Raw genomic sequence first — 12,996 nt, 5'->3', positions numbered from 1 at the left:
ACCCTTCCTTGCGAAAGCGAGCTCGCGATGCGGCCCACGCGACTGTTCGGGTTCGCTGGAACGACGGACGGGCGACCTTGCTGAGGAACGAGCTTCGACGCCCCGGGGTGAGTCGGTCTACCCGCCGCCACCGCGCCGGCTAGTCTAGCCGATCCGGCAGACGCCGACTTACAAGGGTGAGGTCGGTGTTGGAATGCTCGGCTCGATTCGATCTTGCCCACAAACGCTCTAGCGGGCGTTGGCAAGGGGTTTGGCTGGCCCCGCTGGGAACATCCGCGATACCAGGATACCTGTTTGAGGGGGTGCGACTCTCGTTTCGACTGTTTCGTTTATTTGCCAGGATACGGCTTTGTCAACCGCCTGTCAGAGCGGCGCCAGCCTCTCCATCGAGCGGTCGAGGGCGCCGTGCAGGTCGGCGGTCAGCTTCGCGCCCATCGCGGTCCGCACTTCCTGCTCGGCCTCGGCCCACAGCGGCAGCGCACGCTTGAACAGGGCGCGGCCGGCCGGCGTCGCGACCAGCTCGTGTCGGCGCTTGTCGCCTGCGGCCGCCCGTTCGATCACGCCCGAAGTCAGCAGCGGACGCAGGTTCCGCGTCAGAGTGGTGCGATCGGTGGCCAGGAGATCGGACAGTTCGGTGATGCTGAGCGGACCGCGAGCGATCACATGCCCCAGGAGCGAGAACTGCGAGATGCGCAGGCCGGTCGGCGCCAGATGCCGGCTGTAGATCTGCGTCACACGCCGCGCCGCGCTGCGCACGCGAAAGCAGGTGCACTCGGCGGGCGACAGGCGGACCGGAGGAGAATCGGCTGTCATGGGGGAAGACTATCGCCGCTTCTTGCATCGGCAAAGCCTCAATGTGTATATGCACATAAATCGCGACGGAGGCGGACATGGCGGCAGAGGCGGGATTTGGCGTGGTGCCGATCGAGCAGGCGCGCACCCTTGACGGTCTGGACCTGTTCAAGGGCTTGCTGGAGGGACGTTATCCGGCGCCGCCGATCTCACGGACGCTGGGGTTCAACCTGCTGGAAGTCGAAGCTGGACGCGTCCTGTTCGGCTACACGCCGGTGTTCGACCATTACAACCCGCTGGGCACGGTCCATGGCGGCATCGCCGCCACCCTGCTCGACTCGGTGATGGGCTGCTGCATCCACACGATGCTGAAGGCCGGCAGCGGCTACACGACCGTCGAGATCAAGGTGAACTACGTGCGTGCCATGACCGACAAGACCGGTCCCGTCCGGGCCGAAGGCAAGGTCATCAATGTCGGCTCGCGCATCGCCACGTCGGAGGGCCGCCTGACCGACGCCGCCGGCAAGCTGCTGGCCCACGGCACGACCACCTGCCTGATCTTCCCGATTTAGCCTATTCTGGCGGCATGCAGAATGCCGCCGCCGAACAAAGACTCCTGAAACTCTCCATCGCCGTAACCATCGTGGTGGCGACGTTCGGCGTGCTGTTCGGCCTGCTGTCGGGCTCGATGTCGATCCTGTTCGACGGCGTGTTCTCCGCCATCGATGCCGCCATGTCGGGGCTGGCGCTGTTCGTGTCGCGCCTGGTCACCCGCGTCGCTGAGAACCGGCGCTTCCAGTTCGGCTACTGGCATATCGAGCCGATGGTTCTGGCCTTCAACGGCGGCACCCTGATGCTGCTCTGCTTCTATGCCTTCCTGAATTCCCTCGACAGCCTGCTGGCCGGCGGCCGTCAGCTCGACTTCGACTGGGCCATGGCCTACGCCGTCCTGGTCTGCGCCGCGTGCTTCGCCATGTTCTTCTACGAGCGTCGCCTCAATCGCCGTATCGGCTCCGATTTCGTGCGGCTCGACGCGCAGAGCTGGCTGATGACGGGGTCGATCACCTCGGCCCTGTTCGTGGCCTTTGCCCTCGGCGATTGGTTGAAGGGCACGGCCTATGCGCATCTCGCGCCCTACGCCGATCCGGCGGTGCTGGCGCTGCTGACGATGGTCCTGGTGTTCGTGCCGATCCAGACGGTGCGCAAGGCGCTGCAGGAAATCCTGCTGATCACGCCGCCGGAGCTCGACGCGCGGGTTCGTCAGGTGATGGACGAGGTGATCGCCCGTCACGAATTCAAGACCTACACCTCCTACGTCGCCAAGGTGGGGCGCGCCCAGTTCATCGAGATCCATATTGCCGTTCCGCCGGAATCGCCGATCGACAGCGTGGGCGAGGCCGACGGCATCCGACGCGAGATCGCCGAGGCGATCGGCGGCGAAGGTCCGAACCGCTGGCTCACGATCGACTTCACCGCCGACCCGAAGTGGCTGTAGACGGGTTTGACCTTTTGCCCGGAAACTCCCATGTCAGAGGCCGGAAGGATTCGCCCCAGCATGTATAAAGCCACAACCCGTGCCATCCAGGTGACGGTCGAACCGCAATATCTGCCCGACCAGTCGGAGCCGGCGAAGTCGCAATATGTCTGGTCCTACACGGTGCGCATCGAGAACAAGGGCGATGTCGCCGTGCAGCTGCGCAGCCGGCACTGGAAGATCACCGACGGGCTTGGCCGTCTGCAGGAGGTCAAGGGCCCCGGTGTCGTGGGCAAGACGCCGTTGCTGCGCCCCGGCGAGGTCTTCGAGTACACTTCCGGAACGCCACTTTCCACGCCATCCGGTATCATGGGCGGTACGTATCAGATGGTCGACGAGGGGGGCGTGAAGTTCGACATCGAAGTTCCGACCTTCTCGCTGGACACGCCGGCAGCGCAGCGCAGCCTCAACTAGGCCGCGCGGATCAAGGGGAGTAAGACGATGAACAAGATGGCGAAGCCGCGCGAGATCGTTTCGCTCGCCACTGGCCTGTCACGGCCTTCGCGCGAGGAAGCGGAGGCCGCCGTCCGCACACTGATCCGCTGGGCCGGCGACGACCCCGGTCGCGAGGGGCTGGCCGGCACGCCCGACCGCGTCGTCCGCTCCTACGAGGAGTTCTTCGCGGGCTACGACCAGGATCCGCGCGACATGCTGCAGCGGACCTTCGAAGAGGTCGAGGGTTACGACGAGGTCGTGGCGCTGCGCGACATCCGGCTCGAGTCGCACTGCGAGCATCACATGGTGCCGATCATCGGCAAGGTCCATGTCGGCTACCTGCCGGACAAGCGCGTGGTCGGCATCAGCAAGCTCGCCCGCGTGGTCGATGCCTATGCCCATCGCCTGCAGATCCAGGAGAAGCTGACGGCTCAGATCGCCAATACCCTGCAGGAGGTCCTCCAGCCGCGCGGCGTCGCGGTCGTCATCGAGGCGGCACACCAGTGCATGACCACGCGCGGCGTCCACAAGTCCGACGTCACCATGGTCACCAGCCGCATGCTGGGCGCCTTCCGGAACAATGGAGAGACACGGCGCGAATTCCTGAGCATGATCGGTCGCACGTCCATTTAACCGCAACGCGCCCCGAGTAAGACAAGGACACCATGGCCGGAGAGACCGTCAATTCCATCGACATGCTGCGAAAGCTCGTGGCGTTCGATACCACCTCGCGCAATTCCAACCTCGCCTTGATCGAATACGTGCAGGGGTACCTCAAGGGCCATGGCGTCGAGTCCAAACTGGTCCCCAACGAGGACGGCTCGAAGGCCAATCTGTTCGCAACCGTCGGTCCCAACGTGCCGGGCGGCGTCGTGCTGTCGGGCCATACCGACGTCGTGCCGGTCGACGGCCAGCCCTGGGTCACCGATCCGTGGACGCTCACGCTGAAGGACGGCAAGTATTACGGCCGCGGCACCTGCGACATGAAGGCGTTCTACGCCATCGGCCTCGCCATGCTGCCGGAGTTCCTGAAGGCTCCCCTCAAGAAGCCGATCCACTTCGCGCTCTCCTACGACGAGGAAATCGGCTGCTTCGGTGCGCATTCGCTGGCCGCCCGCATGGCGACCGAGGTGCCGAAGCCGCGGGTCATCATCATCGGCGAGCCGACCATGATGACCGTGGTGCACGCCCACAAGGGCAGCCAGAGCTACGTCACCAAGTTCACTGGCTTCGAGGCCCATTCCTCGATGACCCATCTCGGGGTCAGCGCCATCCATTTCGCCGGCGAGTTCATTCACTACCTGAACACGGTGCAGGAAGAGCTCGAGGCGGCGGCCCCCAAGGACAGCGAGTTCATGCCGGCCGCCGCGACCTTCAACGTCGGCACCATCATCGGCGGCACCGCGGGCAACATCCTGGCGCGCGAGTGTGAGGTCCTGTGGGGCTATCGCGAGCTGCCGACCCGCCCGATCGAGGAGCTGGGCGAACGCGCCAAGAAGTGGCTGAAGGAAGAGCTGCTGCCGAAGATGAAGGCCAAGCACCCCGCGGCCGGCATCGAGACCGAGCTGCGCGCCTCGACCCCCGCCTTCTCGCCCGAGGGAAACGACGACGCCAAGACCCTGGCGGGAAGCTGGTCCGGCTCCAACACGGTCGGCGCGGTGGTCTACGCCACCGAGGCCGGCATCTTCCGCAAGGTGCTGGGCGTGCCGACGGTGGTCTGCGGCCCCGGCGACATCGCCCAAGCGCACCAGCCGAACGAATTCATCCTGGCCTCGCAGATCGATGCCGGCGAGGAGTTCATGAAGCGCATGCTGGAGTGGTCCTGCCGGGACTGACTGTGAGGAGGTCGTGCCGCACCTGATCGCCGTCGACTGGGGCACGAGCTCGCTGCGCGGCGCCCGTCTCGATAGAGCGGGCCGCGTGCTGGAGGAGAAGAGCGCGCCGCTCGGGATCCTCAACGTCCCAAACGGCGATTTTGCCGGCGTCTTCAACTCTCTGTTCTCTGACTGGATGAAGCCGGCGGGGAGCGTCTGCCTGATCTCCGGCATGGCCGGCAGCCGGCAGGGCTGGGTCGAGGCGCCCTATGTCGCGTGTCCGGCCGGACCCGAAGAACTCGAGCGCCACCTGCACTGGATCGAGCCGCGCATCGCCCTGGTACCCGGCCTCAGTGTCGAGCAGGGCGAAGTGCCTGATGTGATGCGCGGCGAAGAGGTCCAGATCTTCGGCGCGATGCGGCTGGCCGGTGTGACGGAGGGGCTGTTCGTGCTGCCGGGCACGCACAGCAAATGGGCCACGGTGCGGGAGGGCAGGGTCACCGGCTTCCGGACCTACATGACGGGCGAATTCTACGGGCTGCTCGGCCAACATTCGATCCTCGCCCGCACCCTCGACGCCGATGCACCGCTCGACGAAGCGATGTTCCTCCGCGGCGTGACGCGCGCTGGCGAGGGCAAAAGCCTCCTGCACAACGCGTTCGGAGTACGGGCGCTCGCCCTGTTCGACCGTCTGTCGCCGGCTCAATCGGCAAGCTACCTGTCTGGTCTGCTGATCGGCGAGGAACTGCGAACCCAGGAATTGCCGGCCGGCGGCGACGTCATCGTCATCGGCGCACCGGCGCTGACCGGGCGCTATGCTTTGGCGCTCGCAGGGACGGACACCACGGTGCGGACCTTCGGCGCGGAGGCAACATGGGCGGGCTTGAGGGCTTTGCAGGGATGACCATCATCGACAGGTTCAGGGCGGCGATGCGCGAGCTGCCGCTCATCGCCATCCTGCGCGGGCTGAGGCCCGAAGAGGCGCCCGCGATCGGTGAGGTGCTGGTGGAAGCAGGCTTCCGCCTGATCGAAGTGCCGCTCAACTCGCCGCAGCCGCTCGACAGCATCGCCGCGCTGCGCCGGCGCTTTCCCGATGCCGTGATCGGTGCCGGCACCGTCCTGACGGCCGCTGAGGCGAGGGACGTGGCCACGGCCGGCGGCGAGCTGATCGTCGCGCCCAACTTCGACCCCGAGGTCGTCGAGCAGACGGTGCGACTCGGCCTGACGAGCTTGCCCGGCATCCTGACGCCCACGGAAGCCTTTGCCGCGCTGAAGTCGGGCGCGCATGGCTTGAAGCTCTTTCCGGCTGAGCTGGCGTCGCCTGCCGTCGTCAAAGCCCTGCTGGCGGTGCTGCCGAAAGGCACGCCCTTGATCCCGGTCGGCGGCATTGGCGCGGACAACCTCGCAGCCTGGCGCGCGGCCGGCGCGGCCGGCTTCGGCCTCGGGTCTTCGCTCTACAGACCGGGCGACGACGCGGCGACTGTGCGGGCGAAGGCGACCGCCATCGTGTCGGCCTGGCGCCAATGAAGTCCGGAAGGAAACAAAGAAGATCAAGAGTTGCGGGATACTCCGCGGGCTGTTCGCGGTCCGGCAGAGGGGCGTCGCTGCGATTTAAAGCGTTCGGAGCTTGTGCACCGGCTTGCAGGTGACATGTTACGAACTGCCGGTGGGATTTCTCCATCCTGCCGGACATGGGAGAAAGTCATGATTCGTACAATCGTCGGTGTGTCGCTGGGTCTGGTGTTGATGGCGACCACGGCTGAGGCCGAGGTGTATTGTCGGGCGGAGGGCATTCCGCGTGGCTGCGTCTGGGCACCCCACGGCGCCGGTGCGCCGGGTGTCGGTGTGGTCCCGGGCGTCGGTGCCGGCGCCCCAGGGGTGGGCGTTGCGCCGGGTGTCGGCGTCGGCGCTCCGGGTGTGGGCGTCACGCCTGGCGTCGGCGCGGGGGCTCCCGGTGTCGGCGTGGCCCCGGGAGTTGGCGTCGATGGAGAAGTGAACAGGGGTGGTCCGGTCAATCGCGCGGGCCGTCGCTGACGCAGCCGGCCACCCTGTGAAGGGTGGCCGCCTCCTTAACTACAGATAACTCAAATCTCAAAATCAGAAACCTCGCTGAAGGCTCTTGTATTTTTGAACGATCAAGATATATCTTGAGTATGTTTAATCATACCAAGAGTGAAACAGTGCGATCTTCTCATCATCATCACGGGCACGACGGGTCCCATCGGCATCATTTCGGTCGGCGCGGCTTTGGCCGGCCGGGCCATGGCTGGGAAGGCGACGCCAGCGACAGAAGCGGCGGCCGCGGCCGCCATCGCGTCTTCGATTCGAGCGAGCTTCGGCTCGTACTCCTGAAGCTGATCGCCGACGAGCCGCGGCACGGCTACGAACTGATCCGCGCCATCGAGGACCTGACCGGCGGCAGATACGTGCCGAGCCCCGGCATGATCTACCCGACGCTCACGATGCTCGACGAAATGGGCCACATCGCCGCGACCAAGTCGGAAGGCGCGCGCAAATCCTTCGCGGTGACGCCGGACGGCACCGCCCATCTCGTGGAGCGCAAGGCGGAGGTCGACGCGTTGTTCGCGCGGCTCGCGGAACTTGCCGGCCTCCAGGAACGCACCGACTCGGCGCCGGTGCGCCGGGCGATGAACAACCTCCGGGAAGCCCTGATCCATCGCCTGGGGCGGGAGGGCGTGCAGAAACAGACGGTCCACGACGCGGTCGCCATCATCGACGAGGCCGCGCAGAGGATCGAACGTCTATGAGTACCGCCAGCAGCGCGCGCGTGCCGACGGCGAGCGGCAGCCGCTACCTCCAGCAGCTCTGCAAGCACTGGAGCCACAATCTCGAGGTCGAGTTCACGCCGGAGACGGGCAAGGTGGTCTTTCCCCGCAACGCCCGCGGGGCCGACTGGCCGGGCGACGCCACTCTCGTCCTGACGGCGAATTCCGATGCGCTGGAATGCCGCCTCGAGGCCAGTGCCGACGGACAGCTCGACGCACTCAAGGGGGCGGTCGCGAGTCATCTCGATCGTTTTGCCTTCCGCGAGGCGCCACTCGCCTTCGAGTGGCGCGATGCGTGACAAGCCGCGCGCTTGTTAACGCCGGGGCGGGCTTGCACATTCCGCGCGAGTGCAGCCCGAGGACCCCATGTCGACCCTTCCTGAAGACGTCTTTACCGAACCCGAAGATTTTTCGCCGGATACGCTGGCCAACCTGGGGCCGCTGGCCCGCCTCGCCGGCGAATGGGAGTCCGACAAGGGCATCGACATCGCGCCCAAGGCGCCGGGTCCCGAGCAGCGCGGCTTCCGCGAGCACATCCGGATGGAGCCGATCGACCCGCAGCCCAACGGGCCCCAGCTCCTCTACGGGCTGCGCTATCACATCCACATCAACACCGACGAGGAAGCGATCACCTTCCACGACCAGGTCGGCTACTGGTTGTGGGAACCGGCCACCGGCCTGATTATGCAGTCCATCGCCATCCCGCGCGGCCAGGTCGTGCTGGCGGGCGGAACCGCGAAGCCCGGCGACAAGACGATTTCCGTCGAAGCCAGGCGCGGCGATACCCGCTTCGGCATCTGCTCGACCACCTTCCTCGAGCAGGCGTTCCGCACCGACTATTACCGCATCGACATCACCTTCAACGATGACGGCAGCTGGTCCTACGTGACGCGCACGGATCTGGCGGTGCGCGGCACGACGCCGGCCTTCAACCACCGCGACACGAACACGCTGCGACGGGTCTCGGCGCCGGCCCAGAATCCGATGGTGGACCGGCTGAAGAGCGGCAAGTTCGACTGACGCGCGGCTACTTCAGCTTCAGGCCGACCACCCGCAGCAGCCCATCCGGCACCGGACGGAATCCTTCGAGCCGGGCCGTGTGGGTCGCCAGGTTCTGCGGGTGGAAGAGGTAGAAGATCCAGCCTTTGTCGAGGAAGCGTTCGGTGACCTTGCGGTAGATCGCCTTGCGCGCCTCGATCTCGGTGGCGGCCCGCGCTTCCTGGTGCCAGCCATCCAGTTCCTTGTCGCAGTATTTCCCCATGTTCTGCGGCGCGCCGCAGGTCTGGAAGACCACCGAATTGCCGTCGGGATCGCTGCGGCCGCTCCAGGTCAGCGCATAGACCTGGAAGTCGCCATCCTCGCCCGCCTTCAGGGCGGTCGCGACTTCGACGACGCGCAGCTTCAGGTCGAAGCCCGCTTCAGCCACCAGCGATTGCACGACCTCGGCGATGGCCCGTGACTCCGGCGCGTTGTTCACCATGTAGTCGAGGCTGAGCCGGCCGGTGATGCCGGCCTCCTTCATCAGCGCCTTGGCCTTGGCGATGTCGCGCTTGGGGATCGGGAAGTCTTTTTGATAGTAGGGGCTCTGCGGGCTGACCCACTGGTTGCCCGGCACGAACTCGCCGTTGAACACGACCTGGTTGATGGCGTCGCGGTCGAGCGCCAGCTCGAAGGCGCGGCGTACGCGCGGGTCCTTGCCCAGCGGATTGTTCGACTTGGGTCCGTTGTCCTGGTTGATCATCAGTCCGAACCAGGCAAGCGACACCGAGTTGGCGAGCTTCAGCTTGGGATCGGCGCGCACGGTCGGGATGTCGGTCGCCAGGATGCGCTCGGTGAGGTCGATGCCGCCCGAGCGCAGGTTGGCCAGGCGCACGGTCGTATCGATGATGGGCAGGTAGGTGATCTTGTCGATGAACACCTGGTCCTTGTTCCAGTAGTCGGCGAACTTCTCGACCACGATGCGATCCTGCTGGACTCTCTCGACGAACTTGTAGGGGCCGGCGCACACGGGCTTGAGGCCAAACTTGTCGCCCGCCGCCTCCGCGGCCTTGGGCGAGACCATCATGCCCGACCGGTCGGTGAGCTGGGCCAGCAGCGGCGAGAAAGGCTGCTTCAGGTTCAGCTTTATGGTCAGAGGATCGACGACGTCGACGCTTTCGACGATGCCGATCTCGGGCTTGCGGAACGAGCCTTTCATGTTCAGGTGGCGTTCGAGACTGTACTTGGCGGCGGCGGCGTCGAACGGTTCGCCGTCATGGAATTTAACGCCGGGCCGCAGCTTGATGAGGACCGTCTTGCCGTCGGCCGAGGTCTCCTGGCCGAGCGCAAGCTGGGGCACGATCGTGAGCTTCTCGTCGATGTCGAACAGCTTGTCGCAGATCGAGGCGAAAACGATGCGACCCGTGTAGGTGCGCGACAGGGTGGGATCGAGCACGTCGGGATCGTCGCCGATGCCGATCCTGAGATGACCCTGCGCCGAGGCTGTGCTGGCTGCCGCGCACAGCGCCAGTGTCATGAGAAAGCGATGAGCCGTCCGCCGCATGATGCCCTCCGTCCTGACCGTCCCGAGACCCCAGCACGCGGCGTGCCATTGAGGCGAGCGAAGCTCGGCCGGGTAGCGTCAGGCCGCGGCTTGGTTACAAGCCGCCACGCTCTGCGATGTCCGAGAGCGCCGAAGAAAGAGCGATCACCCATCACCCTTTGGAACGGTGGACGCTCTACCGAACCTCAAATCCCATCTTCGCCAGCGCGGCACGCAGCGTTTCGCGGCCGTTCATGGCCTTGAGGGCCCCCAGCCGGTTCAGGACTCGCTGGGTCCAGGTCGCGGCCTGCAACTCGTGGCGGGCCGAAAACTTGCTCATCTCGGCGTCATAGGCGGCGCGCAGCGCCTCTTCCTTGCTCGCGTCGTAGCGCTCGCTGTGGAGCACGACCGACTGCGGCAGGCGCGGCTTCACTTCGCCCTCGCCCTTTTCTGTGGCGTAGCCGACGCAGAGGCCGAAGACCACGACGGCCTGGGGCGGCAGGCCCAGCAGCTCGGCAACGCGGATCGGGTCGTTGCGCATGGCGCCGATATAGACCGTGCGCAGGCCCATCGACTCTGCGGCGACCACCGCGTTCTGGGCCGCCAGTGCGGCGTCGATCGAGGCGACCATGAAGGTCTCGAGCCACGGCATCGTCTCGAACGGGGTCTTCGTCGCGTTCGAGATGCGCTGGTTGCGCGACATGTCGGCGATCCAGGCAATGAAGAGCGGGCACTGCTCGATATGCTTCTGGCCGCCGGCGATCTCGGCCAGCACCTTCTTCTTGGCGGGATCGGTGACGGCGAGCGCCGACCACCACTGCATGTTGGAGCTGGTGGCGGCCGACTGGGCGGCGGCGATCATGCTCTCGAGCGCACCGGCCGGCACGGGATCGGGCTTGTAGCTGCGCACCGAGCGATGATCGAGCATCGTGGCGATCGTCTCATTCCACGGTCCGGCCGCGGGCAGGACATCGGCGCCGTAACGGCGGGCGAGGGCTTCCGTCTTGGGAGGCGTGGCAGGCGTCAGGGAATCCATCAGGCAATGCTCTCGGGTTTGCGGCGGGTGATCGCGGTGATCAGCGCCAGGAAAATGAAGCCGGTAACGATCATGAAGATGGCCCGCGGCTCGCCATGGTCCATGAGGGCGCCATAGAGCAGCGGGGCGACCATGCCGCCCAGGTTGAAGCCGGTGCTGACGAAGCCGAACACCTTGCCGAACGAACCAGGCGGTGTGACGGCGCGCACCATCATGTCGCGCGACGGTTGGATGATGCCGTTCAGCAGGCCGCCGGCCGACATGACGCCGATCAGCACGGCGCCTGGCATGTTCACCCAGGCCATCAGGATCGCCATGGTCGAGGTGCAGGCGAAGCCGATGGCGGCCACGCGCTCATGGTGCGGCGTACGGTCGGCGATGATGCCGCCCAGCAGCACGCCGCCGGCGCTGAACAAAAGAAAACCCGACAGGGCCACGCTGGCGACATCGGCGGGCGTCCCATGGATCTGCGCCATGCCGACGACGGTGAAGACCTGGATGCCGCCATTGGCCATGGCGAGGCAGAAGAAGAACAGCAGATTGCGCAGGATCGGCGCGCTCAACAGCAGGTCGAGCCCGACCTTCTGGCCGCTGTCCTTGGCCGGCTGCTGCCCGGGCTTGTGCACGACGCGCGGCAGGATGCTGCCCGCGACGATCAACACGAGGGCGGTCGCGATCGACAGGCCGGCGACGAACAGGAAGGCGCCGCGCCAGCCCCACAGGGCCGCACAGGCCAGCGCCAGCGCCGGTGTCACGCCCGAGCCGAGGTAGCCCGCGAAGGTATGGATCGAGAAGGCCTTGCCGATGCGCTTGTGGTCGATGGTGGCGGACAGGATCGAGTAGTCGGCCGGGTGATAGACGGTGTTGGCGAGGCCCAGGAAGCCGTAGGCGATGACGAAGAACCAGTAGCCGGGCAGCAGCGCGGCCGCCGCGACGGCGATGCCGCCCAGGACCAGGCCTCCGGTCAGCATGGCGCGCGGCCCGACCCGGTCGACCAGGAAGCCGGCCGGCGTCTGCAGCAGGGCGGACGCGGCATTGAACGCCGTGAGCGCGAAGCCGATCTCGACATAGCTGACGCCGAACGCCTCGCGGACTTCGCCGAACAGCGGCGGCAACAGCATGATGTGCACATGGCTCACGAAATGCGCCAAGGCGACCAGCGCGATCACCTTGTATTCGCGGACCTTCTTCGCATCGGCGCCGGCCTCGCTGGCCGGCAGGTCGAATGAGTTACTCGTCGACGACATTGACGCCCAAAGTCCCTATGCCTGAGATCTCGACTTCCAGCCTGTCGCCGGACTTCATCCAGAGCGGCGGCTTGCGGCCGGCGCCGACACCATCGGGCGTGCCGGTCGCGATGATGTCGCCCGGCTCGAGCCAGGTCACGGTCGAGAGATATTCGATGATGGTCGCGACATCGAAGATCATGTGATCGGTCGTGTCATGCTGCACAACGGTGCCGTTCAGCCGCGTCGTCAGTTCGAGCCGCTGCGGATCGGCGATCACATCTGACGCGACCATCCACGGCCCCAGCGGCCCGGTGGCCGGGAAGTTCTTGCCGGCGAAGACCGAATGCTTCTGGAAGTCTCGGACGCTCCCGTCGATGAAGCAGCTGTAGCCCGCGATCACCGACAAAGCGCTGGCGCGCGGGACGTGCCGGCAACGCTCGCCGATCACGATGGCCAGCTCGCCTTCATAGTCGAAATGGGTCGAGGCGCTTGGCCGCACGATGTCGCCGCCGTGGGCCACGAGTGTGTTGTGAAGTCGAGAAAAGACGCTGGGCACCGTCGGCATCTGGCGTCCGACCTCGCCGACATGGCTCGCATAGTTGAGGCCGACGCAGAGGATCTTGCCCGGATCGGGGATCACAGGCAGCAGCTCGACGTCCTCGAACACGAGATCTGCCGCGGCACCTTGCGTTGCTGTGCGGAGTTCATCGAGCGCCTTGGCCGCAATGACATCGCGCAAGCTGGACCAGCGCCCGTGCGTGCGTGCCGACAGATCGACGATGCCGCCGTCGACGGCCGCGCCGAATTTGTTCGCGCCCGCATGGCGAAAGCTGACCAACCGCATAGGGA

16 protein-coding genes are annotated in these 12,996 nt (G+C 66.0%); 11 read left to right on the top strand and 5 right to left on the bottom strand.

What is annotated here, in order from left to right:
• Positions 1 to 363: 363 nt before the first annotated feature.
• Positions 364 to 813, bottom strand: a complete 450-nt coding sequence (locus tag ACQY78_RS13395) for a MarR family winged helix-turn-helix transcriptional regulator (protein WP_428686177.1) — start codon at positions 811 to 813, stop codon at positions 364 to 366.
• Between the two features lie 77 nt (positions 814 to 890).
• On the opposite strand from ACQY78_RS13395, the gene ACQY78_RS13390 reads away from it, so the two are divergent.
• The 11 genes from ACQY78_RS13390 (at position 891) to ACQY78_RS13340 (ending at position 8,381) form a co-directional block, all read left to right on the top strand.
• Positions 891 to 1,364 carry a PaaI family thioesterase gene (locus tag ACQY78_RS13390; RefSeq protein WP_428686176.1) on the top strand — a complete coding sequence of 158 codons (474 nt, stop codon included), beginning with the start codon at positions 891 to 893 and terminating at the stop codon, positions 1,362 to 1,364.
• Positions 1,365 to 1,378: 14 nt separating this feature from the next.
• Positions 1,379 to 2,287, top strand: coding sequence for a cation diffusion facilitator family transporter (locus ACQY78_RS13385; protein WP_428686175.1), 909 nt, complete (start codon positions 1,379 to 1,381; stop codon positions 2,285 to 2,287).
• Between the two features lie 60 nt (positions 2,288 to 2,347).
• The gene (apaG, locus tag ACQY78_RS13380) at positions 2,348 to 2,740 is read left to right on the top strand and encodes a Co2+/Mg2+ efflux protein ApaG (protein WP_428686174.1); all 393 of its coding nucleotides are present in this window, start codon (positions 2,348 to 2,350) and stop codon (positions 2,738 to 2,740) included.
• A gap of 27 nt (positions 2,741 to 2,767) precedes the next feature.
• Positions 2,768 to 3,394: a GTP cyclohydrolase I FolE gene (gene folE, locus ACQY78_RS13375; protein ID WP_428686173.1), complete on the top strand. Its 627-nt coding sequence runs from the start codon at positions 2,768 to 2,770 to the stop codon at positions 3,392 to 3,394.
• Positions 3,395 to 3,426: 32 nt separating this feature from the next.
• Complete coding sequence (argE, locus tag ACQY78_RS13370) at positions 3,427 to 4,596, top strand: acetylornithine deacetylase (protein ID WP_428686172.1); 1,170 nt, start codon at positions 3,427 to 3,429, stop codon at positions 4,594 to 4,596.
• A 13-nt stretch (positions 4,597 to 4,609) separates the two neighbouring features.
• Positions 4,610 to 5,479 carry a 2-dehydro-3-deoxygalactonokinase gene (locus ACQY78_RS13365; RefSeq protein ID WP_428686171.1) on the top strand — a complete coding sequence of 290 codons (870 nt, stop codon included), beginning with the start codon at positions 4,610 to 4,612 and terminating at the stop codon, positions 5,477 to 5,479.
• Positions 5,449 to 6,102, top strand: a complete 654-nt coding sequence (locus tag ACQY78_RS13360; RefSeq protein WP_428686170.1) for a 2-dehydro-3-deoxy-6-phosphogalactonate aldolase — start codon at positions 5,449 to 5,451, stop codon at positions 6,100 to 6,102. Before ACQY78_RS13365 ends, ACQY78_RS13360 begins: the two co-directional genes overlap by 31 nt.
• Positions 6,103 to 6,279: 177 nt before the next feature.
• Positions 6,280 to 6,609, top strand: a complete 330-nt coding sequence (locus tag ACQY78_RS13355) for a hypothetical protein (RefSeq protein ID WP_428686169.1) — start codon at positions 6,280 to 6,282, stop codon at positions 6,607 to 6,609.
• Between the two features lie 146 nt (positions 6,610 to 6,755).
• The gene (locus ACQY78_RS13350; protein WP_428686168.1) at positions 6,756 to 7,343 is read left to right on the top strand and encodes a PadR family transcriptional regulator; all 588 of its coding nucleotides are present in this window, start codon (positions 6,756 to 6,758) and stop codon (positions 7,341 to 7,343) included.
• Positions 7,340 to 7,660, top strand: coding sequence for a DUF2218 domain-containing protein (locus tag ACQY78_RS13345; RefSeq protein ID WP_428686167.1), 321 nt, complete (start codon positions 7,340 to 7,342; stop codon positions 7,658 to 7,660). Before ACQY78_RS13350 ends, ACQY78_RS13345 begins: the two co-directional genes overlap by 4 nt.
• A gap of 67 nt (positions 7,661 to 7,727) precedes the next feature.
• Positions 7,728 to 8,381 (top strand): FABP family protein, encoded by a 654-nt coding sequence (locus ACQY78_RS13340; protein ID WP_428686166.1) that lies wholly within the window; start codon positions 7,728 to 7,730, stop codon positions 8,379 to 8,381.
• A gap of 7 nt (positions 8,382 to 8,388) precedes the next feature.
• Here ACQY78_RS13340 and ACQY78_RS13335 read toward each other — a convergent pair whose 3' ends face one another.
• From ACQY78_RS13335 to ACQY78_RS13320, 4 genes are all read right to left on the bottom strand, one after another.
• Positions 8,389 to 9,903 (bottom strand): ABC transporter substrate-binding protein, encoded by a 1,515-nt coding sequence (locus ACQY78_RS13335; RefSeq protein WP_428686165.1) that lies wholly within the window; start codon positions 9,901 to 9,903, stop codon positions 8,389 to 8,391.
• A gap of 175 nt (positions 9,904 to 10,078) precedes the next feature.
• On the bottom strand, positions 10,079 to 10,918 hold the full coding sequence (locus ACQY78_RS13330; RefSeq protein WP_428686164.1) for an NADPH-dependent oxidoreductase: 840 nt from the start codon (positions 10,916 to 10,918) through the stop codon (positions 10,079 to 10,081).
• Complete coding sequence (locus tag ACQY78_RS13325) at positions 10,918 to 12,165, bottom strand: MFS transporter (RefSeq protein ID WP_428686163.1); 1,248 nt, start codon at positions 12,163 to 12,165, stop codon at positions 10,918 to 10,920. Before ACQY78_RS13325 ends, ACQY78_RS13330 begins: the two co-directional genes overlap by 1 nt.
• Complete coding sequence (locus ACQY78_RS13320) at positions 12,149 to 12,991, bottom strand: fumarylacetoacetate hydrolase family protein (protein ID WP_428686162.1); 843 nt, start codon at positions 12,989 to 12,991, stop codon at positions 12,149 to 12,151. The genes ACQY78_RS13325 and ACQY78_RS13320 overlap by 17 nt, the downstream gene beginning before the upstream one ends.
• Positions 12,992 to 12,996 lie beyond the last annotated feature (5 nt).

The organism is Reyranella sp. (assembly GCF_965279625.1).
Taxonomy (GTDB): Bacteria; Pseudomonadota; Alphaproteobacteria; order Reyranellales; family Reyranellaceae; genus Reyranella.
This window is presented reverse-complemented; position numbering and strand designations above follow the sequence as displayed.

Bases quoted from the DNA above. Each gene is read 5' to 3' on its own strand.
- argE (WP_428686172.1), top strand. From the start codon at position 3,427: ATGGCCGGAGAGACCGTCAATTCCATCGACATGCTGCGAAAGCTCGTG.
- ACQY78_RS13345 (WP_428686167.1), top strand. From the start codon at position 7,340: ATGAGTACCGCCAGCAGCGCGCGCGTGCCGACGGCGAGCGGCAGCCGC.
- ACQY78_RS13390 (WP_428686176.1), top strand. From the start codon at position 891: ATGGCGGCAGAGGCGGGATTTGGCGTGGTGCCGATCGAGCAGGCGCGC.
- folE (WP_428686173.1), top strand. From the start codon at position 2,768: ATGAACAAGATGGCGAAGCCGCGCGAGATCGTTTCGCTCGCCACTGGC.
- apaG (WP_428686174.1), top strand. From the start codon at position 2,348: ATGTATAAAGCCACAACCCGTGCCATCCAGGTGACGGTCGAACCGCAA.
- ACQY78_RS13355 (WP_428686169.1), top strand. From the start codon at position 6,280: ATGATTCGTACAATCGTCGGTGTGTCGCTGGGTCTGGTGTTGATGGCG.
- ACQY78_RS13360 (WP_428686170.1), top strand. From the start codon at position 5,449: ATGGGCGGGCTTGAGGGCTTTGCAGGGATGACCATCATCGACAGGTTC.
- ACQY78_RS13320 (WP_428686162.1), bottom strand. From the start codon at position 12,991: ATGCGGTTGGTCAGCTTTCGCCATGCGGGCGCGAACAAATTCGGCGCG.
- ACQY78_RS13335 (WP_428686165.1), bottom strand. From the start codon at position 9,903: ATGCGGCGGACGGCTCATCGCTTTCTCATGACACTGGCGCTGTGCGCG.
- ACQY78_RS13325 (WP_428686163.1), bottom strand. From the start codon at position 12,165: ATGTCGTCGACGAGTAACTCATTCGACCTGCCGGCCAGCGAGGCCGGC.
- ACQY78_RS13340 (WP_428686166.1), top strand. From the start codon at position 7,728: ATGTCGACCCTTCCTGAAGACGTCTTTACCGAACCCGAAGATTTTTCG.
- ACQY78_RS13330 (WP_428686164.1), bottom strand. From the start codon at position 10,918: ATGGATTCCCTGACGCCTGCCACGCCTCCCAAGACGGAAGCCCTCGCC.
- ACQY78_RS13385 (WP_428686175.1), top strand. From the start codon at position 1,379: ATGCAGAATGCCGCCGCCGAACAAAGACTCCTGAAACTCTCCATCGCC.
- ACQY78_RS13395 (WP_428686177.1), bottom strand. From the start codon at position 813: ATGACAGCCGATTCTCCTCCGGTCCGCCTGTCGCCCGCCGAGTGCACC.